The sequence below is a fragment of the Pseudooceanicola aquaeponti genome (genome assembly GCF_050897975.1).
GTDB lineage: Bacteria > Pseudomonadota > Alphaproteobacteria > Rhodobacterales > Rhodobacteraceae > Pseudooceanicola.
Map to the genome: position 1 here is coordinate 422,324 of NZ_JBPAXY010000001.1, position 21,902 is coordinate 444,225.

Annotated in this window: 24 protein-coding genes; 12 read left to right on the forward strand and 12 right to left on the reverse strand. The window is 68.0% G+C overall.

What is annotated here, in order from left to right; translation table 11 throughout:
* The first annotated feature begins 97 nt into the window (after positions 1-97).
* The 3 genes from pyrC (at position 98) to ACRARE_RS02050 (ending at position 2,655) form a co-directional block, all read left to right on the forward strand.
* Positions 98-1,393: a dihydroorotase gene (gene pyrC / locus ACRARE_RS02040; RefSeq protein WP_432654740.1), complete on the forward strand. Its 1,296-nt coding sequence runs from the start codon at positions 98-100 to the stop codon at positions 1,391-1,393.
* Positions 1,380-1,991: a glycerol-3-phosphate 1-O-acyltransferase PlsY gene (plsY, locus tag ACRARE_RS02045; RefSeq protein WP_432654741.1), complete on the forward strand. Its 612-nt coding sequence runs from the start codon at positions 1,380-1,382 to the stop codon at positions 1,989-1,991. The genes pyrC and plsY overlap by 14 nt, the downstream gene beginning before the upstream one ends.
* A 94-nt stretch (positions 1,992-2,085) precedes the next feature.
* Positions 2,086-2,655, forward strand: a complete 570-nt coding sequence (locus tag ACRARE_RS02050) for a GbsR/MarR family transcriptional regulator (protein WP_432654742.1) — start codon at positions 2,086-2,088, stop codon at positions 2,653-2,655.
* Positions 2,656-2,746: 91 nt separating this feature from the next.
* Here ACRARE_RS02050 and ACRARE_RS02055 read toward each other — a convergent pair whose 3' ends face one another.
* The 5 genes from ACRARE_RS02055 to ACRARE_RS02075 form a co-directional block, all read right to left on the reverse strand.
* Positions 2,747-3,073 (reverse strand): hypothetical protein, encoded by a 327-nt coding sequence (locus ACRARE_RS02055; RefSeq protein WP_432654743.1) that lies wholly within the window; start codon positions 3,071-3,073, stop codon positions 2,747-2,749.
* 61 nt (positions 3,074-3,134) lie between these two features.
* Positions 3,135-4,505 (reverse strand): glutamate--cysteine ligase, encoded by a 1,371-nt coding sequence (locus tag ACRARE_RS02060; RefSeq protein WP_432654744.1) that lies wholly within the window; start codon positions 4,503-4,505, stop codon positions 3,135-3,137.
* 93 nt (positions 4,506-4,598) lie between these two features.
* The gene (locus ACRARE_RS02065; RefSeq protein WP_432654745.1) at positions 4,599-5,129 is read right to left on the reverse strand and encodes a hypothetical protein; all 531 of its coding nucleotides are present in this window, start codon (positions 5,127-5,129) and stop codon (positions 4,599-4,601) included.
* Positions 5,126-5,989, reverse strand: coding sequence for a GNAT family N-acetyltransferase (locus tag ACRARE_RS02070; RefSeq protein WP_432654746.1), 864 nt, complete (start codon positions 5,987-5,989; stop codon positions 5,126-5,128). Before ACRARE_RS02070 ends, ACRARE_RS02065 begins: the two co-directional genes overlap by 4 nt.
* A gap of 13 nt (positions 5,990-6,002) precedes the next feature.
* The gene (locus ACRARE_RS02075; RefSeq protein ID WP_432654747.1) at positions 6,003-6,752 is read right to left on the reverse strand and encodes a 16S rRNA (uracil(1498)-N(3))-methyltransferase; all 750 of its coding nucleotides are present in this window, start codon (positions 6,750-6,752) and stop codon (positions 6,003-6,005) included.
* A 68-nt stretch (positions 6,753-6,820) separates the two neighbouring features.
* On the opposite strand from ACRARE_RS02075, the gene ubiA reads away from it, so the two are divergent.
* The 3 genes from ubiA to ACRARE_RS02090 are packed head-to-tail and all read left to right on the forward strand — an operon-like array spanning position 6,821 to position 10,134.
* Positions 6,821-7,762 carry a 4-hydroxybenzoate octaprenyltransferase gene (ubiA, locus tag ACRARE_RS02080; RefSeq protein ID WP_432655052.1) on the forward strand — a complete coding sequence of 314 codons (942 nt, stop codon included), beginning with the start codon at positions 6,821-6,823 and terminating at the stop codon, positions 7,760-7,762.
* Between the two features lie 59 nt (positions 7,763-7,821).
* Positions 7,822-9,753: an OmpA family protein gene (locus ACRARE_RS02085; RefSeq protein WP_432654748.1), complete on the forward strand. Its 1,932-nt coding sequence runs from the start codon at positions 7,822-7,824 to the stop codon at positions 9,751-9,753.
* Between the two features lie 51 nt (positions 9,754-9,804).
* On the forward strand, positions 9,805-10,134 hold the full coding sequence (locus ACRARE_RS02090; RefSeq protein WP_432654749.1) for a hypothetical protein: 330 nt from the start codon (positions 9,805-9,807) through the stop codon (positions 10,132-10,134).
* A 224-nt stretch (positions 10,135-10,358) separates the two neighbouring features.
* On the opposite strand, the gene ACRARE_RS02095 is transcribed toward ACRARE_RS02090, so the two are convergent.
* The 3 genes from ACRARE_RS02095 to pgsA form a co-directional block, all read right to left on the reverse strand.
* Positions 10,359-10,826: a molybdenum cofactor biosynthesis protein MoaE gene (locus ACRARE_RS02095; protein ID WP_432654750.1), complete on the reverse strand. Its 468-nt coding sequence runs from the start codon at positions 10,824-10,826 to the stop codon at positions 10,359-10,361.
* A gap of 1 nt (position 10,827) precedes the next feature.
* Positions 10,828-11,073, reverse strand: coding sequence for a molybdopterin converting factor subunit 1 (gene moaD / locus ACRARE_RS02100; protein WP_432654751.1), 246 nt, complete (start codon positions 11,071-11,073; stop codon positions 10,828-10,830).
* A gap of 101 nt (positions 11,074-11,174) precedes the next feature.
* A complete protein-coding gene (pgsA, locus tag ACRARE_RS02105) occupies positions 11,175-11,837 on the reverse strand; it encodes a CDP-diacylglycerol--glycerol-3-phosphate 3-phosphatidyltransferase (protein WP_432654752.1) in 663 nt (220 codons plus the stop codon).
* Positions 11,838-12,001: 164 nt separating this feature from the next.
* Here pgsA and ACRARE_RS02110 point away from each other — a divergent pair, with 164 nt between their 5' ends.
* The 6 genes from ACRARE_RS02110 to ACRARE_RS02135 all read left to right on the forward strand — a co-directional run bounded on the left by ACRARE_RS02110 (position 12,002) and on the right by ACRARE_RS02135 (position 18,639).
* The gene (locus ACRARE_RS02110) at positions 12,002-12,799 is read left to right on the forward strand and encodes a S49 family peptidase (RefSeq protein ID WP_432654753.1); all 798 of its coding nucleotides are present in this window, start codon (positions 12,002-12,004) and stop codon (positions 12,797-12,799) included.
* Between the two features lie 52 nt (positions 12,800-12,851).
* The gene (locus tag ACRARE_RS02115; RefSeq protein WP_432654754.1) at positions 12,852-13,058 is read left to right on the forward strand and encodes a hypothetical protein; all 207 of its coding nucleotides are present in this window, start codon (positions 12,852-12,854) and stop codon (positions 13,056-13,058) included.
* Positions 13,059-13,065: 7 nt separating this feature from the next.
* Positions 13,066-14,025, forward strand: coding sequence for a calcium/sodium antiporter (locus ACRARE_RS02120; RefSeq protein ID WP_432654755.1), 960 nt, complete (start codon positions 13,066-13,068; stop codon positions 14,023-14,025).
* A 20-nt stretch (positions 14,026-14,045) separates the two neighbouring features.
* The gene (locus ACRARE_RS02125) at positions 14,046-14,825 is read left to right on the forward strand and encodes an SDR family oxidoreductase (RefSeq protein WP_432654756.1); all 780 of its coding nucleotides are present in this window, start codon (positions 14,046-14,048) and stop codon (positions 14,823-14,825) included.
* A 288-nt stretch (positions 14,826-15,113) separates the two neighbouring features.
* Entirely contained in the window at positions 15,114-17,006 is a 1,893-nt protein-coding gene (gene uvrC, locus ACRARE_RS02130; protein ID WP_432654757.1) for an excinuclease ABC subunit UvrC, read from the forward strand.
* Between the two features lie 130 nt (positions 17,007-17,136).
* Positions 17,137-18,639 (forward strand): SLC13 family permease, encoded by a 1,503-nt coding sequence (locus ACRARE_RS02135; RefSeq protein ID WP_432654758.1) that lies wholly within the window; start codon positions 17,137-17,139, stop codon positions 18,637-18,639.
* Between the two features lie 52 nt (positions 18,640-18,691).
* Here ACRARE_RS02135 and ACRARE_RS02140 read toward each other — a convergent pair whose 3' ends face one another.
* The 4 genes from ACRARE_RS02140 to ACRARE_RS02155 form a co-directional block, all read right to left on the reverse strand.
* On the reverse strand, positions 18,692-19,219 hold the full coding sequence (locus tag ACRARE_RS02140; protein WP_432654759.1) for a GNAT family N-acetyltransferase: 528 nt from the start codon (positions 19,217-19,219) through the stop codon (positions 18,692-18,694).
* 113 nt (positions 19,220-19,332) lie between these two features.
* Positions 19,333-20,094: an ABC transporter permease gene (locus tag ACRARE_RS02145; protein ID WP_432654760.1), complete on the reverse strand. Its 762-nt coding sequence runs from the start codon at positions 20,092-20,094 to the stop codon at positions 19,333-19,335.
* A complete protein-coding gene (locus ACRARE_RS02150) occupies positions 20,091-21,026 on the reverse strand; it encodes an ABC transporter ATP-binding protein (protein WP_432654761.1) in 936 nt (311 codons plus the stop codon). Before ACRARE_RS02150 ends, ACRARE_RS02145 begins: the two co-directional genes overlap by 4 nt.
* A gap of 188 nt (positions 21,027-21,214) precedes the next feature.
* Positions 21,215-21,742, reverse strand: a complete 528-nt coding sequence (locus ACRARE_RS02155) for an SRPBCC family protein (protein WP_432654762.1) — start codon at positions 21,740-21,742, stop codon at positions 21,215-21,217.
* Between the last annotated feature and the right edge of the window lie 160 nt (positions 21,743-21,902).

The following is a 21,902-nucleotide window of genomic DNA, read 5'->3' on the forward strand; positions in this document are numbered from 1 at the left end:
TTGCGTGCCGGGCCATTTCCCCCCTCCCCCCGCGCCGCCCGATGGCGTATAGCGGGCGCAACGACCCGCAAAGACGAACCGACGGACAGGCGCGCCCATGACCACCACCCTTCTTACCAACGCGATCCTGATCGACCCCGAAGCGGGGACCGAGACCCCGGGCAGCCTGCTGATCGGCGAGGGCCGGATCCTGGCCACCGGCGCCGAGGCCGAGGCCCGCGCCGCCACCCATGTCCTGGACTGCGGCGGCAAGTACCTGGCCCCGGGCATCGTCGATATCGGCGTGAAGGTCTGCGAGCCGGGCGAGCGGCACAAGGAAAGCTTTGGCACCGCCGGGCGCTCTGCCGCCGCGGGCGGGGTGACCACCATCGTGACCCGCCCCGACACCGACCCGGCGATCGACAATCCCGAAACGCTGGAGTTCGTCACCCGCCGCGCCCGCGAGGCCGCCCCGGTGCGCGTCCTGCCCATGGCCGCGCTGACCAAGGGCCGCGCGGGGCGCGAGATGACCGAGATCGGTTTCCTGAAGGACGCGGGCGCCGTGGCCTTCACCGATTGCGACCGGGTGGTGACCGATACCAAGGTGCTGCAACGGGCCCTGACCTATGCCAAGGCGCGTGGTGCGCTGGTGCTGGGCCATATCCAGGAACCGGGCCTCTCGGCGGGCGCCTGCGCCACGTCCGGAAAGTTCGCCGCGCTGAAGGGCCTCTCGGCGGTCTCGCCCATGGCCGAACGGATGGGCATCGACCGCGACGTCTCGCTGCTGGAGATGACCGGCGCGCGCTATCACTTCGACCAGGTGACCACCGCCCGCGCCCTGCCCGCGCTGGAACGGGCCAAGCGCAACGGGCTGGACGTGACTGCGGGCGTCTCGATCCATCACCTGACCCTGAACGAATACGACGTCAGCGACTATCGCACCTTCTTCAAGGTGAAGCCGCCGCTGCGGGCCGAGGAAGACCGCCAGGCGGTGGTCGAGGCCGTGGCCTCGGGGCTGATCGACATCATCAGCTCGATGCACACGCCGCAGGACGAGGAAAGCAAGCGCCTGCCGTTTGAAGAGGCCGCCTCGGGCGCGGTGGCGCTGGAAACCCTGCTGCCCGCCGCCATGCGGCTGGTGCATGCGGGCGATCTGACCCTGCCGGTGCTGTTCCGCGCCCTGTCGCTGAACCCCTCGAAACGGCTGGGGCTGGACAGCGGGCGGCTGGCCGCTGGTGCCCCCGCCGATCTGGTGCTGTTCGACCCCCACGCGCCCTTTGTCCTGGACCGGTTCAAGCTGCGCTCGAAATCGAAGAACACGCCTTTCGACTCTGCCCGGATGCAGGGCCGCGTCCGCGCCACCTGGGTGGGCGGGGCACAGATTTTCGGAGAGGCGCTTGATGCTGCTGCCTGAGCTGACCTCCTCTGCACTGACCCTGCTGCTGGCGGGCGGTCTGGGCTACCTGCTGGGGTCCATCCCCTTTGGCATCGTGCTGGCCCGGGCCTTCGGGCTGGGCGACCTGCGCCAGATCGGATCGGGCAATATCGGCGCCACCAACGTGCTGCGCACCGGCAACAAGCTGGCGGCGCTGCTGACCCTGATCTGCGACAGCGGCAAGGGCGCGGCGGCGGTGCTGATCGCCCGGGCCCTGGCGCCCGAGGACGCGGTACAGCTGGCGGGCTTTGCCGCCTTCCTTGGCCATTGCTTTCCGGTCTGGCTGGGCTTCAAGGGCGGCAAGGGGGTGGCCACCTACCTGGGCACGTTGCTGGCGCTCTACTTCCCCGCGGGCCTGGCGGCCTGCGCCACCTGGCTGTTCGTGGCGCTGATCCTGCGCATCTCGTCGCTGTCGGCCCTGGTGGCGGCGGCGGCGGTGCCGGTCTGGCTTTGGGCCTTCGACCGGCCCGGGATGATCGCCCTGGCGGTGGCCCTGGCGGTGCTGATCTACATCCGCCACGCGCCCAATATCGGGCGCCTGATCGCCGGAACCGAGCCCCGGATCGGTAAAAAATAGGCGAAACGGGCCTGATACGCCGTCGCATCGTTTGGAATAGACCGGCCCCGTGCTATGCCTGTTCAACCGAACCGGCAGCCGGAGAACCGATCACATGGCCGAACTGACCCCGGCAATGCAGGCGATGATCCTGCATTGGGGCGAAATGGGGAGCCGTTGGGGGCTCAACCGCTCCGCCGCGCAAATCCTGATCCTGCTGCATCTGAGCCCCGAGCCGCTGAGCGCCGGAGAGATCAGCACGACCCTGGGGCTGGCCCGGTCCAACGTCTCGGCCGGGTTGAAGGAATTGCACACCTGGCAGGTGATCGAGGGCAGCCGCCGCCTGGGCGACCGCAAGGAATATTTCACCGCCCCGCGCGACCTGACCCAGCTGGCGCGTGCCGTGATCGCCGCCCGACATGACCGCGAGGTGGTGCCCTATCGCGCCCAGCTGGAGACCCAGCTGGCCGCCGCCCGGACCGACGGCACCCCCGCCGCCGTCACCGCCCGGCTGACGGAAACTGCCCGGGTGATGGATGCCCTGGACGTAGCGGTGCGCAACGCATTGGACGAAGCCCTGGCGGGCCTGGCCCTCGTGGTCGCGGAGGCCCCCGGGGGAACCGCCCCCGAGGCGGAGGATCTGGCCGAGGTCAAACCCAAGAAGAAAAAGAAGAAGAGCGGCTGAGAGCGGCGCCCCGCGACGGGGTGGCCCGGGCCCGTGTCCGGCTGCGGGGGGCCTCACAGGACCCGCGCGGCGCGGGCCTGCTCGGTGGGCCCTATTCGGTCGGCGTCGCCTCGATCAGCTGCACCAGACGGGTCATGCGGCGGTAGATGCCCGTCAGGGTCAGGGCCGCGCCGCTCAGCAGAATGATCCCCATATAGCCCACAAGCAGCACCGCCCCGGCGCTGAGCCAGACCGCCAGCGCATCGGGCTCGGTCGTGGCTGGGGCGCCGGTGAAGACCCCCGGCAGCGATCCGTTCAGCGTGGCCAGGGTGATATTCTCCATCACCATGGCGGCGGCGAAGAGGGTCACGCCCAGGGCGCCGATCAGGCTGCACACCAGGATGATGGCCTCGAAGGCCCGGATCAGAAAATGCCGCATCGCTATTCCCCGCATTGGGCCCGCAGGAGACGCGGGCCCGGGCGATGCGCCAACGACGTCCTCAGTAGGAATATTCCCCGAAGACGCGGCTGACATCGCCGCCCCACTCGCCCTTGTATTTCTCGAGCAATTCATCGGCCAGAACCTGACCGCTGTCCACGCTTTCCTTCAGCGCGTTCAGGAAATGGGTCTCATCCGGGACCAGGCCGCCCGCCCCGGGGCGCGCCCGCGCCTTCAGGCCGCTTTCGGCGATGGCCAGCACTTCGCGCGCCAGATCGTGCATGTCGATCCCGTCGACCTTGGCTTGCAGCCCCTGATCGGCGGCGGCGACGCGCAGCGCCTCGCGTTGCGGCGCGCTCCAGCCCTTGACCAGATCCCAGGCGGCGTCCAGCGCGCCCTGGTCGTAGGTCAGGCCGACCCAGAAGGCCGGCAGGGCGCACAGGCGTCGCCAGGGGCCGCCATCGGCGCCGCGCATCTCGATGAATTTCTTCAGCCGCGCCTCGGGGAAGATCGTGGTCAGGTGATCGGCCCAATCCGACAGGGTCGGCTTCTCGCCCGGCAGCGCCGGCAGTTCGCCCTTCAGGAAATCGCGGAAGGACTGGCCCAGGGCGTTGATGTACTTGCCGTCGCGGTAGACGAAGTACATCGGCACATCGAGGGCATATTCCACATAGGCCTCGAAGCCGAAGCCCTCGTCGAAGACGAAGGGCAGCATCCCCGTCCGCGCCGCGTCCAGGTGGCGCCAGACCCAGCTGCGATAGCTTTTCATCCCGTTGGGCTTGCCCTCGAAGAAGGGCGAATTGGCGAAAAGCGCGGTGGCCACGGGTTGCAGCGCCAGGGCCACGCGCATCTTCTGCACCATGTCCGCCTCGGAGCCGAAGTCGAGGTTCACCTGCACCGTGCAGGTGCGGCGCATCATCGTGGTGCCGGTGGTGCCCACGGTGCCCATATAGGCATCCATCAGCTTGTAGCGCCCCTTGGGCATCAGCGGCATCTCGTCATGGGACCAGGTCGGCGCCGCACCCAGACCGATGAAGCCCACGCCGATATGATCGGCGATGCTTTTCACTTCCTTGAGGTGTTCGTTCACCTCGTCGCAGGTCTGGTGGATGGTCTCCAGGGGCGCGCCCGACAGTTCCAGCGCGCCGCCCGGTTCCAGGCTGACGTTGGCGCCGTCCTTGGTCAGGCCGATCAGCTTGCCGCCCTCTTCGACCGGTGCCCAGCCGTAGCGGTCGCGCAGACCGGCCAGAACGGCATGGATCGAGCGCTCGCCCTCATAGGGCAGCGGTTTCAGGCTGTCGGTGCAGAAGCCGAATTTCTCGTGCTCGGTGCCGATGCGCCAGTCGTCCTTGGGCTTGCAGCCTTCGGCCAGGTATTCGGCCATCTGCTCGTGCCGCTCGATCGGGCCTCCGCCGGATTGGGGAATGGACATGGAAGGGATCTCCGTCGGGGTAACACTGGGGAATGACAGGTGCCGCAACTTGGGGCGTCGGGGTCCCAGAACTGGGCCGATTTCCGCCGGGTGTCAATGCAGGCGCAGCCTGGCGCGTTCCCAGATCACGACGGGTTGAGCGGGCTGGCCCGCTTGCGCGCCACTGGTGGCGCGGCTGACCTGGGCCACCAGGCGGGCGGTGCGGATGTCGGGCAGGGCCGCGAAAATGTCGAACAGGGCCTCGCTGCCCTCGGCGTTCAAGGGGATCAGAAGGTCGGGCTGGCCGGGCTGTCTGAGGCGCCAGCAGGGCGGGGTCTGGCCCGCATCGAGGACCAGTTTGGACAGATCGCTGAGGGCCACGACACCGCCGGTGAAGGGGCCGAAATAGCCCACCTGCCCCTCGGTCACCTGCACCACGCCCAGGCCGCCCGCGCCGGTGCGAAAGCGGCCGCGCTGCACGCCCGTCACCGCCAGGGCCAGGCCGATCAGGGCGATCACCCAGCCGATCCAGGGGATGTAGCCATGGGCCGTCAGCGCCCACCACAGCCCCCAGACCAGAAGGCCTGCGCCGATCAGCGCCTCGCGCCAGCGCCTCAGCCCGGCTTTCACCTCGGGGCGGATCATGCGGCCTCCTTGCCCGGCAGGGTCAGCAGGTGGTCGGCCATGGCGACCCGGTAGCTGCCGACGCGGACAAAGCCCAGGGCCTCGTAGGCGCGGGCGGCGGCGGCGTTATTGGCAAAGAGCACGGCCAGACGCGCCCCGGCCCGCGCCTCTTCGCGCAGCAGCGCGGCGGTGACACGGCGGCCCAGGCCGCGGTTGCGCGCCCCCTCGGGCACGAAGACCCCGCCCACCTGGACCACATCGCCCACCCGGGCATTGATGCCCGCCATGGCCACAGGCGCGCCGGCCTCCAGCAGCAGCCGCATGGGAAAGCCCGCGATGGCGGCCCGCGCCCGCGACAGGGCATCGGCGCGGGCCTGCGCCGGATCGGCATGGGCGGTGCCGATCTGGGTCTCGTAGGTGGCGAACCAGTCGGTCAGCAGATCCTCGTCGCCGGGCTGGGCCGGGCGGATCTGGTCCTCCCCCTGGGGCAGATCGCAGAGTGCCAGCCGGTAGAGCGGCTCGACCGCGTTATGGGCCAGCTGCCCCTCCAGCCCAAGCGCGGCCAGCAGGCGCGCGGCCATCTCGGCCTCGCCGGTCAGAGCGCGAAAGCCCAGCCCGGCCCAGGCGCGGGCCACGGCGGCGAAGGCCTCGGGCTCCAGCCCCGGGCATTGCACCAGGGTATAGCCGCCCGAGGTACGGCCAAAGACGGCGCGGATCGGACCCTCGGCGGGGAAGATCAGGAACTCGGTCGCATGGGAATGCTCGCCCGGGCCGACGCCATGGGCCTCAAGATTGCCACGCAGGAACATCGAGGTCTCGGGATAGCGCGACAGAAAGCCCTCCAGGGCCATGGCATCGGCGGCGGCGGCGCGGCGGATCATGCGCAATCCCCCCTCATGCCCAATCCCCCAGCTGCGCCTGCCACAGCGTCAGCGCGGCCACGGCGGCAGTATCGGCGCGCAGGATGCGCGGGCCCAGTTGCACCGGCCAGGCGAAGGGCAGGTTGTGGAGCCGCCTGCGCTCGGCCTCGGAGAAGCCACCCTCGGGGCCGATCAGGATCGCCCAGGGGCCGCGCGGCGCCTCGTCCAGTCGGCGCGGCGCGCCGTCGGGGGTGCCATAGCTGGCCTCCGCAAAGGCCTCGTCGCAGAACATCAGCTGGCGGTCTTCGGGCCAGTCGGCCAGCAGGCGGTCCAGCTTGGCCAGGTCCGCGACCTCGGCCACATGGGTGGCGCCGCATTGCTCGGCCGCCTCGACTGCATGGGCCTGAAGGCGGTCCCGGCGGATACGTTCGGCATTGGTGAAATCGGTCTGCACCGGCTGGATCTTCGCCGCGCCCATCTCGGCCGCCTTCTCGACGATGAAATCGGTACGCGCCTTCTTGATCGGCGCGAACAGCAGCCAGAGGTCCGGCGGATAGGACTGCGCCCGCGACTGGCTGCGACAGATCAGCTCGCCCCCGCGCTTGCCCGCGCTGGTCACCTCGGCCTGCCATTCGCCATCGCGCCCGTTGAACAGGGCCACCAGCGTTCCCTCGCCCTGGCGCATCACGCCAAAGAGATAATGCGCCTGCTCGCGTTCCAGCGGAACGGTTTGCCCTTGCCCCAGCGGGTGCTCTACACAGAGCCTGATCTTCGCCATATCCATGAGGCCTACATATGAGCACCGGACCCACGACGCCAGAGAAAGAGATCCGCCCCGGTCTCGCCGGGATCATGAAGGGCGAGGTCTCGGATGCGGTCAGCGGCAACTGGGTCGACACCCTGGCGCCTGCCTGGACGCGGCCCTACCTGCGCCTCAGCCGCGCCGACCGGCCGATCGGCACCTGGCTGCTGCTGCTGCCCTGTTGGTGGGGCCTTCTGCTGGCCATGGCGGCGGGGGGCGATCCGCGCTGGCAGGATCTGTGGATCTTTGTGGGCTGCGGCGCGGGCGCCTGGCTGATGCGCGGCGCGGGCTGCACCTGGAACGACATCACCGACCGCAAGTTCGACGGCATGGTCGAGCGCACCAAGTCGCGCCCCATCCCCTCGGGGCAGGTGACCACGATGCAGGCGGTGGCCTGGATGGTGGCCCAGGCGCTGGTGGCCTTCTGCATCCTGCTGACCTTCCCCCTGCCCGCCGTGGTGCTGGGCGTGATCTCTCTGGCGCCGGTCTGCATCTATCCCTTCGCAAAACGCTTTACCTGGTGGCCGCAGGTCTTCCTGGGTCTGGCCTTCAACTGGGGCGCGCTGCTGGCCTGGACGGCGCATAGCGGGTCGCTGGGCTGGCCTGCGGTCATCCTTTACGTGGCGGGCATCGCCTGGACGCTGTTCTACGACACGATCTATGCCCACCAGGACAAGGAAGACGACGCGCTGATCGGGGTGAAATCCACCGCGCGGCTCTTCATGGAGCGCACCCCCGCCTGGCTGGCCCGCTTCCTGGTGGCCTCTGTCTCGCTGATGGGGATCGCGGTCATTGTCGCGGTGATGCCGCGCCAGGATCCCTCGGCGCTGATCATCGCCCTGCTGGGCCCCTGGGCCATGGGCTTCCACCTGCTGTGGCAGCTGAAGACCTTCGACAGCGAGGACATGGACGGGCTGTTGATGCTTTTCCGCTCGAACCGCAACGCGGGCCTGCTGGCCTTGCCGTTTTTCGCCATCGCCGTCCTGCTGTGATTGCAACCCCCCCGCCCCGCCTTTAGACAAAGCGGGACATCAACGACCCAAGACCGCCCATGCGCCTTTCCGTCCTCGCCATTCTTTCTGGCGCCTTCGTCACCGCGGCCGCCGGCAGCCTTGTTGCCGCGGGCTTTGCCGTTCGCCTGGTGGAACGCACCTCGGAAACCCAGGTCCGCAACTCGCTCGACATGAACGATCTTGGCTGGGCCGAGGTGAAGGCCGACGGGCTGCAAGTGGTGCTGAGCGGTGTTGCCCCCACCGAGGCGCGGCGTTTCTCGGCCAAGTCGGTGGCCAGTTCGGTGGTCGATGCCTCGCGGGTGATCGACCAGATGGATGTGCAATCGCGCGCCGGGATCGCCGCGCCGCGCTTCTCGGTCGAGATCCTGCGCAACGGGCCGGAACTGTCGCTGATCGGGCTGATCCCGATGCAATACGACCGCGAGGCGCTGCTGGACCGCGTCCGCCGCCTGCGCGGCGTCGACACGGTGTCGGACCTGCTGCAAACCGCCGATTACCCGGTGCCCGAGGGCTGGGGCGACACGGTGGATTACGCGCTGGAGGCGCTGCGCGACCTGCCGCAGTCGAAGATCTCGCTGGCGGCGGGCGAGGTGGCGATCACCGCCATGAGCCGCAGCGCCGAGCAAAAGCGCGAGATGCAGGCCGCCCTGACCCGCGCCGCCGGAACCGATATCGACCTGACGATGGACATCTCGGCGCCGCGTCCGATCATCGCCCCCTATACGCTGCGCTTCGTGCTGGACGAAGACGGCGCGCGCTTCGACGCCTGTTCGGCCGATACCGAGGCCGCCCGCAACCAGATCCTGACCGCCGCGCGCACCCTGGGCGCCTCGGCCAACGCGGGCTGCGTGATCGGGCTGGGCGTGCCCTCCTCCGACTGGGCCCGCGCCTCGGTGATGGCGATCCGCGCCCTGGGCGAGCTGGGCGGCGGCACGGTGACCTTCTCGGATGCCGATATCTCGCTGATCGCGGCCCAGGGCACGGCCTCGGGCCTGTTCGACCGGGTGGTGGGCGAGCTGGAAAACAGCCTGCCCGCGGTCTATTCGCTGACCGCGCAACTGCCCGAGGCCCCGGATGAGAGCGCCGAGGGCCCGCCCGAGTTTTCCGCCACGCTGAGCCCCGAGGGCCTGGTGCAGATCCGCGGCCGCCTGGGCGACGAGATCACCCGCCGCGCCGCCGAGTCGCTGGCCCGCGCCCGCTTCGGCTCGGAAAACGTCTATGCCGCCGCCCGGCTGGACGAGACCCTGCCGGAAACCTGGCCGCTGCGGGTGCTGACGGCGCTGGACGCGCTGGCGCAGCTGTCCAATGGCGCGGTCACCGTGACCCCCGACACGGTTACCATCAGCGGCAATACCGGCAATGCCGAAGCCAGCGACGCCATCGCCCGCCTGCTGGGCGAAAAGCTGGGGGCCTCGGGCAATTTCGACATCAATGTCACCTATCAGGAAAAGCTGGATCCGGTGGCCTCGATCCCCACGCCCGAGGAATGCCTGGCCGATTTGCAGGCGATCCAGACCGGCGACCAGAAGATCAATTTCGAACCGGGATCGACCAATGTCGACGCCGCCAGCCTCGACCTGCTTGACCGCATGGCCGAGGTGCTGAAGGAATGCCCCAACCTGCCGCTGCAAATCGCCGGCCATACCGACAGCCAGGGGCGCGAGGAAATGAACCTGAGCCTGTCGCAACAGCGCGCCCAGGCGGTGCTGAACGAATTGCGCCTGCGCCGCGTGCTGACCCGCACCTTCGAGGCGGAAGGCTATGGCGAAAGCGAGCCGATCGCGGATAACGGAACCGAAGAGGGCCGCGAGGCGAATCGCCGGATCGAGTTCAGCCTGATCGCCCCCACCGAAGAGGAGGCGACCACCTCCGAGGCGGGATCGGCCCCCGAGACCGAGGCCGCCGCAGAGGCCCAGGGGGGCGATGAGGGCACCACCGACGAGACCGAATCCGGCTCGGGCGACGAGTAAGAAGACAGATCAGGCCGGGCCCACCCGGCCAAGACGACGAGGACCCACGGGGTGAACAGGACCGAATTCATCATTGCCACGGCGATCATTCTCTTCGTGGCCTTCTGCCTGGGCTGGTTCGCCTATTGGCTGATCCACCGTTTCACCCGCGTCTCGGGCGCCGACATGGGCGAGCTGGAGCGCATGGCGCAAGAGCTGCACGAGGCGGAAGAGACCCGCGACCAGGCGATCACCTATCTGCAACAGCGCGAGGCCGAGCTGACCAACCAGCTGTCGCAGACCGAGGCCGAACTGGCCGCCGCCATGGACGGGCTGCGCGAGGCGCGCACGGAATCCGAGGAACTGCGCGCCTATATCGAACGGCTGCACCAACCGGGCTGACCGGACGCCTGTCCGAAGCCGGGCGGGGGGGCTCTGCCCCCGTCTCCGTGCCGGAGCCCCCCCCGGGATATTTTTGGCAATGAGAAAGCAGGGGGGCAGCGCGTCAAAGCCCCGGCCGCCCCCGGGCTGCGACGTGGATCACCTGGGCGCGTCGCCCCTGACTTCTCATTGCCCAAAATATCCCCGCCAGGGAGGCATCGCCCGGCACGGGCGATCCCCCGCGTTCAGTCGCGCGACCAGCGGTCCAGCGCGGCCTCGTCGGCCTCTTTCGCCGCCACCCAGCTGGCGCCCTCGGCGGTGGTTTCCTTCTTCCAGAAGGGCGCGCGGCTCTTGAGGTAGTCCATCAGGAAATCCGCCGCCGCGAAGGCCGCGGCGCGGTGCGCCGAGGCGGTGGCGACCATCATGATGGGCTCTTCGGCGCGCAGCAGACCGTGGCGATGCAGGATCAGCACCGGCCCCAGATCCCAGCGGGTCGCGGCCTCGGTAGCGATGACCGCCAGGGCCTTTTCGGTCATGCCGGGGTAGTGCTCGATCTCCATCGCCCGAAGGCCGCCGCCGGGCAGGTCCCGCACCAGCCCGGTGAAGGTGACCACCGCGCCTGCGCCCGCGCGGGCGGCGCGGCGGTGGAAGGTGCCCAGCAGGGCGCCGGGGTCGAAGGCGGCCTCTTGCACCAGGATCTCGACGTCGCTCATCTCAGCCCCCGGTCATCGGCGGGAAGAAGGCCACTTCGCGCACCCCGGCCAGGGGCGCATCGAAATCGGCCAGTTCCTGATCCAGCGCCACGCGCACCGCCGAGAGATCGGCAAAGGCCAGGGCATAGCGCTCTTCCCGGGCGGCCAGTTCCGCCACCAGCTCGGCCGGGGTCGCGGCCTCGGTCGGCCAGCTTTCGCGCGGCAGGCCGATGCGTTCGCGAATCCAGGCGAAATAGACGATCTGCATGGTCTCTCTGCTCCCCTGTCGAGGGTTCCGTCATAGCGCGCCGCCGAGGCCCGCGCTACCGCCCATCTGGGCGCGCCGAGGGCCCGGCGCAACCGCGCGCGTCACTCGTCGCGCAGATGCGGGCGCGCCTTGAGGAAGTAATCCGCCCCGGTGATCACCGTCAGCAAGGCCGCGATCCAGGTCAGGGCCAGCCCGCCCCAGGTGGTCAGGTCGTTGAGCAGGAAGAGCGGGCGCAGGCCCATGTCATCGTCGCGCGCGCCTTCCAGCACCGCCGTCACATGGCCGTTGTCGAGGCCGAAGACCGCCTCGCCCAGCGTATGTTCGGCGATGCCCTGGGCCAGCAGCAGTGCGATGGCCACCATCTGCGCCGTGGTCTTCCACTTGGCCAGCTTGGTGACCTTCAGAAGGCCCGCCGTATCGCCCAGGTATTCGCGCAGCCCCGAGACGAAGACCTCGCGGAAGAGGATCAGCGCGGCGGGCAGGATCAGCAGCGCCGAGAGGGTCGAGAAATGCGCCAGCACCATCAGCGCGATCACCACCATCGCCTTGTCGGCGATCGGGTCCAGCATGGTGCCCAGCTTCGACACCTGGTTCCAGGACCGCGCCAGATAGCCGTCGGCATAGTCGGTCAGCGAGGCCAGCACGAAAAGCACCAGCGCGCATTCATCGGCAAAGGGCCGGGGCAGCACCAGGAAGCACAGGGCGATGCCCGGCGCGGCGGCCAGACGCAGAAGGGTCAGCAGGTTGGGCAGGGTCAGTTGCATGGCCCCCTCCTACTCTGCCTGCGGCGCACAGGGAAGATGCTTCGCGCGCCCAGGCGGGCCGGGCCGGGGCGACATTGACGCGCAGGGGCCGCAGGGGGGATGTTTTTTCCCCCGCGCCCCGCCGCAGCCTTGCCTGCCGCAGACCCCCGCCTTACATGCCCCCCATGGCAGTTTGGAACCCCCTCAAGAAGCGCGGCCCGACGGTGGCCGTGGTCCGCCTCAGCGGCATGATCGCCACCGGCAACCGCGCGCCCCTGAACGACGAGGCCCTGGCCCCGGTGATCGAACGCGCCTTCCGGCGCGGCAAGCCCGCCGCGGTGGCCCTGGTGATCAATTCGCCCGGCGGCTCGCCTGTGCAAAGCTCGCTGATCGCCGCGCGCATCCGCCGCCTGGCGGACGAGAAAAAGGTGCCGGTCCTGGCCTTTGTCGAGGATGTGGCGGCTTCGGGCGGCTATTGGCTGGCCTGCGCGGGGGATGAGATCATCGCCGACGAAAGCTCGATCCTGGGCTCGATCGGGGTCATCTCCTCCAGCTTCGGGGCGCATGTCTTCCTGGCCCGCCAGGGGATCGAACGGCGCATCTACACCGCCGGCGAAAGCAAAAGCATGTTGGACCCGTTCCAGCCCGAGAAGGAAGAGGACGTGGCCCGGCTGAAGGATCTGCTGGGCGACATCCACGGCCATTTCATCGCCCATGTAAAGGCGCGCCGCGCCGACCGGCTGAAATCCGACCCCGACCTGTTCACCGGCCGTGTCTGGCTGGGCCGCGCCGCCGTCGACCTCGGGCTGGCCGATTCCATCGGCCACCTGATCCCGGTGCTGGAAGAACGCTATGGCAAGGACGTGCGCCTGCGTGTCTACGGGCGCAAGCGCGGCTGGATGCAGCGCCTGGGCGCCTCGGTGCTGGGGGACACGATGGTGACCCTGGAAGAACGCGCCGCCTACGCGCGGTTCGGGCTTTGAGCCCCGCCCCGCGTCCCCTGCGGCGCCCCCGAGGCGAAGGGCCCGGCCGGTCATGATCCTGAAGATCGTCTTTCTGTTTCTTGTGGGCATGGCCGTGCTGGCGATGTTCGGCAAGCTGTCGCTGTTGCGCAAACTGGGCAGCGATGCCCTGAAACCGGCCCGCCGCACCTCCGGGACCTGCCCCGATTGCGGGCGGCACCGGATCGGCAAGGGCCCCTGCCCCTGCAAGACCGGTGCGAACCACCGCAAAGGGAGTTGATCCGCGAATGCTCGTCTGGCTCATGGCCGTTCTTGGCCTTGTCATCCTGTTACTGGCCGGCGACATGCTGGTGCGGGGCGCCGTCAACCTGGCGCTGCGCGTGGGCATCCCGGCGCTGCTGGTCAGCCTGACCATCGTCGCCTTCGGCACCTCGGCGCCCGAGCTGCTGATCTCGCTTCAGGCGGTGCTGGGCGGCAAGCCGGGGCTGGCCCTGGGCAATGTCGTGGGCTCGAACACCGCCAATATCCTGCTGGTGCTGGGCATACCGGCCATCCTGGCCACCATGCACACCAGCCACTGCAATACCCGCAAAAGCTATGCCCTGATGATCGGCGGCTCGCTGCTGTTCATCCTGCTGGGCCTGCGCGGGCGCTACGACTTCCTGGCGGGCGTGGTGCTGCTGTCGGTGCTGGTGCTGATCCTGATGGACCAGGCGCGCGAGGCCATGGCGCATCGCCGCGACGGCAAGGCGGCGGCGGCCGAGGAGGATCTGGAAGAGATCGAAGGGGCCGACCCCGGAATCCCCGGATGGAAGATCGCCCTTTACCTGGTGCTGGGCCTGATCGGCCTGCCCCTGGGCGCCTCGATCCTGGTCGACAGCGCCTCTGAGATCGCCCGCGCCTATGGCGTCAGCGAGACGGTGATCGGCCTGACCCTGGTCGCCCTGGGCACCTCGCTGCCGGAACTGGCCACCACGGTGATGGCGGCGCTGCGCAAACAGGCCGATGTGGCCCTGGGCAACGTCATCGGCTCGAACATGTTCAACCTGCTGGCGATCATCGGGGTGACCTCGCTGTTCGGGCAGATCCCGGTGGACCTGGCCGAGCTGGAGTTCGACTTTGCCGTCATGCTGGGCGCCTCGCTGCTGCTGATCCCCTTCGTCTATTTCCGCCGTGACATCACGCGGCTGTGGGGCATCGGGCTGACCGCGCTATATGGCCTGTATATCCTTCTTGTCCTGACCTGACCCCGCCAGAGGAGAGCCCCATGCCCCGCGCCCTCGTCACCGGAGCCGCCAAACGCCTTGGCCGCGCCATGGCCCTGACCCTGGCCGAAGAAGGCTATGACGTCGCGGTGCATTACAACGGCTCGACCGAGGCCGCCGAAGAGGTGGTGGCCGAGATTGTCGCCCTGGGCCGTCAGGCCGTGGCCCTGCGCGCCGACATGACCCAGGAGGCCGAGGTGGCGCCGCTGATCGGCCAGGCCGCCGCGGCCCTTGGCGGGCCGCTGGACTGCCTGGTGAACAACGCCTCGGTCTTCGACTACGACAATCTGGCCAGCGCCGACCGCGCCAGCTGGGACCGGCACATGGAGGTCAACCTGCGGGCGCCCTTCCTGCTGACGCAGCTGTTCGCCGCCCAGGCCCCGGCCCCCGTGACCGACGGCATGGGCGAGCCCGAGGCGCGGGCGCTGGTGATCCAGATGCTGGACCAGCGGGTGCACAAGCTGACGCCCGAATTCATGTCCTACACGATTTCCAAGATGGGTCTCTGGGCCTTTACCCAGACCGCCGCCCAGGCCCTGGCCCCCGCCGTGCGTGTCAACGCCATCGGCCCCGGCCCGACCCTGCGCGGCGCGCGGCAAAGCCAGGCCCATTTCGACGCGCAACGGGCCAACACGGTGCTGGAACGCGGCTCGAACCCCGAGGATATCTGCGGCGCGTTGCGCTATTTCCTGGGGGCGAAAGGGGTGACGGGGCAGCTGATCTGCACCGACGGCGGGCAGCATCTGGCCTGGAAAACACCGGACGTTCAGGGGGTAGAATAACCGGACACGGACAAAGTTTTGCACCTGTCACAGGGGCTTTACAAATCCGTTACCAAAACCTCAATGTTTTCAGTCGCTTGCCCTTATGAATAAAAATTTTCGTGCGAAATCAACACCTTGAAAATCCGCACAATTTTTAGTCAACTCAAGGAAGAGGCCGCGAAACAAGGGTTTTTTCTGGATGTCTGAATACTATCCCCGGAGTTATCCACAGAATGCGGGGAAAGCTTTCCTCTTGTCACCGCAGGCGGAAATTTGCAGGCGATCCGAGAATCGAGGCGGAGTCGTATGAACCAGGAAACCGACAGCAGCAGCGAGACCGACAGCGCCGCCTCGAGGCCGCGCGGGCGGGCCGTGATCCAGGGTTATCTGTCCACGCTGGACAGCTCGCCCGGCGTCTACCGGATGCTGGATGCCGACAGCCGGGTCCTTTACGTCGGCAAGGCGCGCAACCTGAAAGCGCGGGTTTCCAGCTATGCCCGGCCCACCGGGCACTCGGGGCGCATCGCCCGGATGATCCGCGAAACCGCCTCGATGATGTTCCTGACCACGCGCACGGAAACCGAGGCGCTGCTGCTGGAACAGAACCTGATCAAGCAGCTGAAGCCGCGCTACAACGTGCTTTTGCGCGACGACAAATCCTTTCCCAATATCCTGGTGGCCAAGGACACGCCCTTTCCGCAGATCCGCAAGCATCGCGGCGCCAAGAAGGACAAGGGTGCCTACTACGGCCCCTTCGCCAGCGCAGGCGCGGTGAACCGGACGCTGAACCAGCTGCAAAAGGTCTTCCTGCTGCGCAACTGCTCGGATTCGATGTTCGACAGCCGCACGCGGCCCTGCCTGCTGTACCAGATCAAGCGCTGTAGCGCGCCTTGCGTGGGCTATATCTCCGAGGCGGATTACGCCGCCACCGTGGCCGATGCCGAACGCTTCCTTCAGGGGCGGTCCACAGACGTGCAGGAAAAGCTGGCCGCCGAGATGCAGGCCGCCAGCGAAGAGATGGAGTTCGAGCGCGCCGCCGCCCTGCGCGACCGGATCAAGGCGCTGACCCAGGTGCAATCGACCCAGGGCATCAACCCGCGCTCCACCGCCGAGGCGGATGTGGTGGCCCTGCATATGGAGGGCGGACAGGCCTGCGTGCAGGTCTTCTTCATCCGGGCGCATCAGAACTGGGGCAACCAGGATTTCTATCCCCGCACCGGAGCAGACATCAGCGAGGCCGAGGTGATGCAGGCCTTCCTGGGCCAGTTCTACGACCAGAAGGAACCGCCCCGGCAGATCCTGCTGTCCCATGACATCGAGGACACCGACCTGATGCAGGAACTGCTGTCCGACAAGGCGGGCCGCAAGGTCGAGATCCTGGTGCCGCAGCGGGGCGAAAAGCTTGAACTGATCGCGGGCGCGGCCCGCAACGCCCGCGAAAGCCTGGGCCGCCGCATGTCCGAAAGCGCCACCCAGGCCAAACTGCTGAAAGGTCTGGCCGAGGCCTTTGGCCTGGACAAGGTGCCCGAACGGATCGAGGTCTACGACAACTCGCATATCCAGGGCACCAATGCCGTGGGGGGCATGATCGTCGCCGGGCCCGAGGGGTTCCTGAAATCGCAATACCGCAAGTTCAACATCCGTGGCGAAGAGCTGACCCCCGGGGATGACTTCGGCATGATGAAAGAGGTACTGACCCGGCGCCTGAAGCGGCTGCTGAAGGAAGACCCCGACCATGAAAAGGGCATGTGGCCCGACCTTCTGCTGATCGACGGCGGCGCGGGCCAGGTCTCGGCGGTGCAAGAGATCCTGGACGAGATGGGCGTGCCTGACCTGCCCATGGTGGGCGTCGCCAAGGGCGTGGACCGCGACCACGGCAAGGAAGAATTCCACCGCCCCGGCCAGCGCCCCTTCGCGCTTAAGATGAACGATCCGGTCCTCTACTTCGTGCAGCGGATGCGCGACGAGGCGCACCGTTTCGCCATCGGCACCCACCGGGCCAAGCGCGCCAAGTCGAACATGGCCAACCCTCTGGACGATGTGCCGGGCGTCGGCGCGGCGCGCAAACGCGCGCTCTTGGCGCATTTCGGCTCGGCCAAGGCGGTCAGCCGCGCCAATCTGGCGGACCTGAAGGCGGTCGACGGGGTCTCCAGCAGCCTGGCGGAAAAGATCTACGACCACTTCCATTCCGGCCGCTAGGGGTGCGGGCTGCCCGGTTGCCGCTCACAACTGCACGAGGGGGCGGTTTTCGCCCTGCCCCGCCCGCCGCGCCCTTGCGCTTTGATGCAGCGGCACTTCTAAAGCGGCAAAACGCCATGGAGAGTGACGCATGAGAACGCCGCCCACCGAACGTGAGATTCAGGCCCAGTCGGACCCGAACCACCCGCCGCACGACGACCCGATCGAACCGATCAAGCCGTGGAAGCTGGCCGCGCTGATCCTTGGCCCCCTGGCCACGGTGGTCCTGTCGCTGCTGCCCGCCCCCGAGGGCATGGCGCCCGAGGCCTGGCGCCTGGTGGCCCTGACCGTCTGGATGGTGATCTGGTGGCTGTCCGAGGCGATCCCCCTGCCTGCCACCGCCCTGCTGCCCATTCCGATGATGCCCCTTCTGGGCATCCAGGAGGTGCCCGCGATCACGGTCAACTACGGGAACCACCTGATCTTCCTCTTCCTCGGCGGCTTTATCCTGGCCGGCGCCATGCAACGCTGGGGCCTGCACCGGCGGATCGCCCTGACCATCGTGCGCGCCATCGGCTCGACCCCCACCCGGATCGTGCTGGGCTTCATGCTGGCCACGGCCTTTCTGTCGATGTGGATCTCCAACACCGCGACGGCGGTGATGATGTATGCGGTCGGCATCTCGGTGATCGAGTTCGTCGCCGCCAAGGTCAAGGACCGCGCCCTGGTGCGCAACTTCGGCGTGGCGCTGATGCTGTCGATCGCCTTCTCGGCCTCCATCGGCGGGGTCGGCACGCTGATCGGGACGCCACCGAACGCCCTGCTGGCGGGGCTTCTAGGGGAAACCTACGGGATCGAGATCGGCTTCATGCAGTGGATGCTGATCGGCCTGCCGGTGGTGCTGGTGATGCTGCCGGTGGCCTACCTGCTGCTGACCCGCGTGGTCTTTCCGATGCAGGGGCTGGATCTGGGCGGGGTCAATGCGGTGATCGACGAGGAATACCAGCGGCTGGGCCGCATGGACCGGGGCGAGATCATCGTGGCCGTGGTCTTCGGCGCCGCCGCCTTCTTCTGGATCACCCGCAGCTTCCTGGGTCTGCCGCTGAACGATGCAGGTATCGGCATGGCCGCCGCGCTGCTGCTCTTTGCCATTCCCGTGGGCCGCGATCAGGGCTTTGTGCTGGACTGGTCCATCGCCCGCAGCCTGCCCTGGGGCGTGCTGATGCTGTTCGGCGGCGGCCTGGCCCTGGCGGGCGCCTTCAGCGCCACCGGGCTGGCCGAATGGATCGGCGACGGGGTGGCGGGCCTTCAGGGGATCAACCTGTGGCTCTTGGTGCTGATCGTGGCAGGGGTCATCGTCTATCTGACCGAGATCACCTCGAACACCGCCTCGACCGCAACCTTCCTGCCGATCCTGGGCGCCGTGGCCGTGGGCCTGGGAGTCGCGCCGGAACTTCTGATGGTGCCGGTGGCCCTTGGCGCCTCGATGGCCTTCATGATGCCGGTGGCGACACCGCCGAATGCCATCGTCTTTTCCTACGAAGAGATGCACCTGAGCGACATGGTGAAGGCGGGGTTCCTGCTGAACATCGTCTCCATCGCCGTGGTCTTTGGCGCGATGTACCTGCTGGCGGGGCCTGTCTTCGGGCTGTGAGCCAGGCGGCCCGCGCAGCACAAGGGAAGGGGGGCCACACGGCCCCCTTTTGCTACCAGATATCGGCCCGGTCTAGGGCTGCCACGCAGCGCGAAGCGCCTCGCAGCACCGGCGCGCCGCCGCCCGTCAGGCGCTGACCGATCCAGCCCTGGGGCATCGACAGGGGCAAGGGCGGCGGCACCTGCGCCGCGGTCACGGGCGCAAAGCCCAGGCGGCCGTAGAAGGCCGGATCGCCATAGGTCATCACCACCGCGACCCCCTCGGCCTTTAGCGCGTCCAGCGCATGGCGCAGCAGGGCCTGGCCGATGCCGATCCGCTGCCAGCCCGGGGCCACGGCCATGGGCGACAGCAGAAAGACCACCGCCGGATCCTCGGCAAAGCGCAGCCGGGTAAAGATCCCCCCGGCCACCGGCCCCTCGTCGCGCAGGTCGCGAAAGACGCGCAGGTCGGGGGCGGGCGTACGGGCCAGCAGATCGCCCACCAGATCGCCGATCAGCGGCCCTTCCTCGGGCCCGAAGCTGGCCCGGAAAAGCGCGCGAAAGGCGGATTCGTCGCCGTCATGTCCCGTGGTGATCGTCATCCCCTGCCCCTTCATCCTGGTGGTCCCCAGTCTGCGGGGACGCACATGCCCAGGCAAGGGTCATGAAAAAGGGAGGCCCGAAGGCCCCCTTTCGATCCGTCATGCGCCCCGCCTCAGTCGCGGATGCGCCAGCCGGTCTGGAAGATCCGCGCCACCAGGCCCAGGCAGATGGTGAAGAAGACGGCGACGGCCAGAAGGCTCCAGCCCACGGCAACGTCGGCCACCCCGAAGAAGGCCCAGCGGAAGCCCGAGATCAGGTAGAAGACCGGGTTGAAATGGGTGATCGTCTGCCAGACCGGCGGCAACATCTCGGTCGAGTAGAAAGAGCCGCCGAGGAAGACCAGCGGCGTCACGACCAGAAGCGGCACCAGTTGCAGCTGCTCGAAGTTCTTCGCCCAGATGCCGATTATGAAGCCCAGAAGGGCGAAGGCCAGGCAGGTCAGCACCAGGAACAGCACCATGGCCAGGGGATGCAGGATCGTCAGGTCGATGAAGACCGCAGCGGTGCCCAGAATCACCATTCCGATGAACAGCGCCTTGGTCGCCGCCGCCCCCACGAAACCGATGACGATTTCCAGAAAGTTGATCGGCGCCGACAGCAGTTCAAACACCGTGCCGGTGAACTTGGGGAAATAGATCCCGAAGCTGGCGTTCGAGATCGACTGCATGATCACCGACAGCATGATCAGCCCCGGCACGATGAAGGCGCCATAGGACACGCCCTCGACCGTTTCGATGCGCGAGCCGATGGCGGCGCCGAAGACCACGAAGTACAGCGAGGTCGAGATCACGGGCGAGACGAAGCTTTGCAGGATGGTGCGGAAGAACCGCTGCATCTCGTTCATGTAGATGGCCTGGACGGCACGCAGGTTCATTGCGCCTCTCCTTCTCCTTCGACGAGACCGACGAAGATCTCTTCCAGCGAGCTTTGGCTGGTGTGCAGGTCTTTCAGGATGATGCCGGCCTCGGAAAAGGCGCGCATCAGCCCGGCGATGCCGGTGCGCTCGGCCTGGGTGTCATAGCGATAGGTCAGGGACAGGCCATCCTCGGCCAGTTCCAGATCGTACTCGGCCAGGAGGGCGGGGATCTGGGTCAGCGGCTCGCGCAGATCGACCGTCAGTCCCTTGCAGCCCAGGCGGCGCATCAGGTCGGCGGTCTTCTCGACCATCAGGATTTCGCCGCCCCGGATGACCGCGACGCGGTCGGCCATGGCCTCGGCCTCCTCGATGTAGTGGGTGGTCAGGATGATGGTCACGCCCTGCTTCTTCAGCTCGGCCACCACGTCCCACATTTCCTTGCGCAGGGCCACGTCGACGCCCGCCGTGGGTTCATCCAGGAACAGCACGCGCGGCTCGTGCGCCAGGGCCTTGCCGATCAGCACCCGGCGTTTCATGCCGCCGGACAGTTCGCGCACCCGGTTGGCGCGCTTGTCCCACAGCGCCAGCTTGCGCAGCACCTCTTCGACCTTGGCCTTGTCACGCGGCTTGCCGAAGACCCCGCGCGAGAAATGCAGGTTGGATTCCACGTAGGAGAAGGGCTCCAGGTTGATCTCCTGCGGGACCAGGCCGATCAGCTTTCGCGCCTCGCGAAAGTCGGCCTTGATGTCGTAGCCGCCCACCTTGGCGCTGCCAGAGGTGGGTTCGGTGATGCCGCACAGGGTCGAGATCAGCGTGGTCTTGCCCGCCCCGTTGGGGCCGAGCAGGGCCAGGATCTCGCCCTCTTCGATGTCGAGCGTGACGCCTTTCAGCGCCTCGAACCCGCCATCATAGACTTTCCGCAGATCGCGGATTTCCAGGATCGCTGCCATGCGGCCCTCCCCTCTATCTCGGTTGCGCGGCCTGCCCTGGGGCAGGACCGGAAAGGCAAACGGGCCCCCGGGGGCCCGCCGCTGTGGCATCAGGTAGCCCGGGCCGCCCCGGGTTTCACTGTGCCATTTCACACAATCGTGTCGCACCTCTTCGCGCCACGCCCCGGGCGCAGCGGCGACCAGGCGTCCTACTTGCCGCGCAAACGCGACAGCCAGCCCTTCTTCTCGGCCTCCGAGACCGGGGCCTCGTCTCCCTCGACCGCCTCGCCCTCGGCGGGGCCTTCCAGCACCTCCTGGAAGCGGGTGAAGAACTGATCGGCCATCTTCTTGGCGAAACCGTCGACCACGCGCGAGCCAAGCTGCGCCAGCTTGCCGCCCACCTTGGCCTCGACCTCGTAGCTCAGCTCGGTGCCCTCTTCGACCTCGGTCAGGCGCACCTTGGCACCGCCCTTGGCGAAACCGGCGGCGCCGCCCTTGCCCTCGCCCGCCAGGGTCAGGGCCTCGTTCTCGGTGATGTCAGAGACGGTGACCTGGCCCTTGAAGGTGGCCTTCACCGGGCCGACCTTCTGCACCACCACGGCGGCGAACCCCTCTTCGGGGGTGCCGGTCACCTCTTGCGCGCCGGGCACGCATTCCTGAAGCACCTCGGGCGAAAGCAGCGCCGCGAAGACCGTTGCCTTGTCCGCGCGGATCACGCGGCTGTCACTCATTTCCATGGGGCGCCTCCTGTCGTTCCTGCCGGGCAGGCTAGTGGAATCGCGGACCGTTGAAAAGTCAGTGGCTGCGCGGACAGGTCGGAAGACACGCGGGGTACAAGCTGTCCGGACCGGCGGTGGGACTTCCGCCGGTCCGGGTCCCGGGCTACGCTGTGGGTTG

Excerpts from the sequence above, each read along its gene's own strand:
- pyrC (WP_432654740.1), top strand. The coding sequence starts at position 98 with ATGACCACCACCCTTCTTACCAACGCGATCCTGATCGACCCCGAAGCG.
- plsY (WP_432654741.1), top strand. The coding sequence starts at position 1,380 with ATGCTGCTGCCTGAGCTGACCTCCTCTGCACTGACCCTGCTGCTGGCG.
- ACRARE_RS02050 (WP_432654742.1), top strand. The coding sequence starts at position 2,086 with ATGGCCGAACTGACCCCGGCAATGCAGGCGATGATCCTGCATTGGGGC.
- ACRARE_RS02055 (WP_432654743.1), bottom strand. The coding sequence starts at position 3,073 with ATGCGGCATTTTCTGATCCGGGCCTTCGAGGCCATCATCCTGGTGTGC.
- ACRARE_RS02060 (WP_432654744.1), bottom strand. The coding sequence starts at position 4,505 with ATGTCCATTCCCCAATCCGGCGGAGGCCCGATCGAGCGGCACGAGCAG.
- ACRARE_RS02065 (WP_432654745.1), bottom strand. The coding sequence starts at position 5,129 with ATGATCCGCCCCGAGGTGAAAGCCGGGCTGAGGCGCTGGCGCGAGGCG.
- ACRARE_RS02070 (WP_432654746.1), bottom strand. The coding sequence starts at position 5,989 with ATGATCCGCCGCGCCGCCGCCGCCGATGCCATGGCCCTGGAGGGCTTT.
- ACRARE_RS02075 (WP_432654747.1), bottom strand. The coding sequence starts at position 6,752 with ATGGATATGGCGAAGATCAGGCTCTGTGTAGAGCACCCGCTGGGGCAA.
- ubiA (WP_432655052.1), top strand. The coding sequence starts at position 6,821 with ATGAAGGGCGAGGTCTCGGATGCGGTCAGCGGCAACTGGGTCGACACC.
- ACRARE_RS02085 (WP_432654748.1), top strand. The coding sequence starts at position 7,822 with ATGCGCCTTTCCGTCCTCGCCATTCTTTCTGGCGCCTTCGTCACCGCG.
- ACRARE_RS02095 (WP_432654750.1), bottom strand. The coding sequence starts at position 10,826 with ATGAGCGACGTCGAGATCCTGGTGCAAGAGGCCGCCTTCGACCCCGGC.
- moaD (WP_432654751.1), bottom strand. The coding sequence starts at position 11,073 with ATGCAGATCGTCTATTTCGCCTGGATTCGCGAACGCATCGGCCTGCCG.
- pgsA (WP_432654752.1), bottom strand. The coding sequence starts at position 11,837 with ATGCAACTGACCCTGCCCAACCTGCTGACCCTTCTGCGTCTGGCCGCC.
- ACRARE_RS02110 (WP_432654753.1), top strand. The coding sequence starts at position 12,002 with ATGGCAGTTTGGAACCCCCTCAAGAAGCGCGGCCCGACGGTGGCCGTG.
- ACRARE_RS02115 (WP_432654754.1), top strand. The coding sequence starts at position 12,852 with ATGATCCTGAAGATCGTCTTTCTGTTTCTTGTGGGCATGGCCGTGCTG.
- ACRARE_RS02120 (WP_432654755.1), top strand. The coding sequence starts at position 13,066 with ATGCTCGTCTGGCTCATGGCCGTTCTTGGCCTTGTCATCCTGTTACTG.
- ACRARE_RS02125 (WP_432654756.1), top strand. The coding sequence starts at position 14,046 with ATGCCCCGCGCCCTCGTCACCGGAGCCGCCAAACGCCTTGGCCGCGCC.
- uvrC (WP_432654757.1), top strand. The coding sequence starts at position 15,114 with ATGAACCAGGAAACCGACAGCAGCAGCGAGACCGACAGCGCCGCCTCG.
- ACRARE_RS02135 (WP_432654758.1), top strand. The coding sequence starts at position 17,137 with ATGAGAACGCCGCCCACCGAACGTGAGATTCAGGCCCAGTCGGACCCG.
- ACRARE_RS02140 (WP_432654759.1), bottom strand. The coding sequence starts at position 19,219 with ATGACGATCACCACGGGACATGACGGCGACGAATCCGCCTTTCGCGCG.
- ACRARE_RS02145 (WP_432654760.1), bottom strand. The coding sequence starts at position 20,094 with ATGAACCTGCGTGCCGTCCAGGCCATCTACATGAACGAGATGCAGCGG.
- ACRARE_RS02150 (WP_432654761.1), bottom strand. The coding sequence starts at position 21,026 with ATGGCAGCGATCCTGGAAATCCGCGATCTGCGGAAAGTCTATGATGGC.
- ACRARE_RS02155 (WP_432654762.1), bottom strand. The coding sequence starts at position 21,742 with ATGGAAATGAGTGACAGCCGCGTGATCCGCGCGGACAAGGCAACGGTC.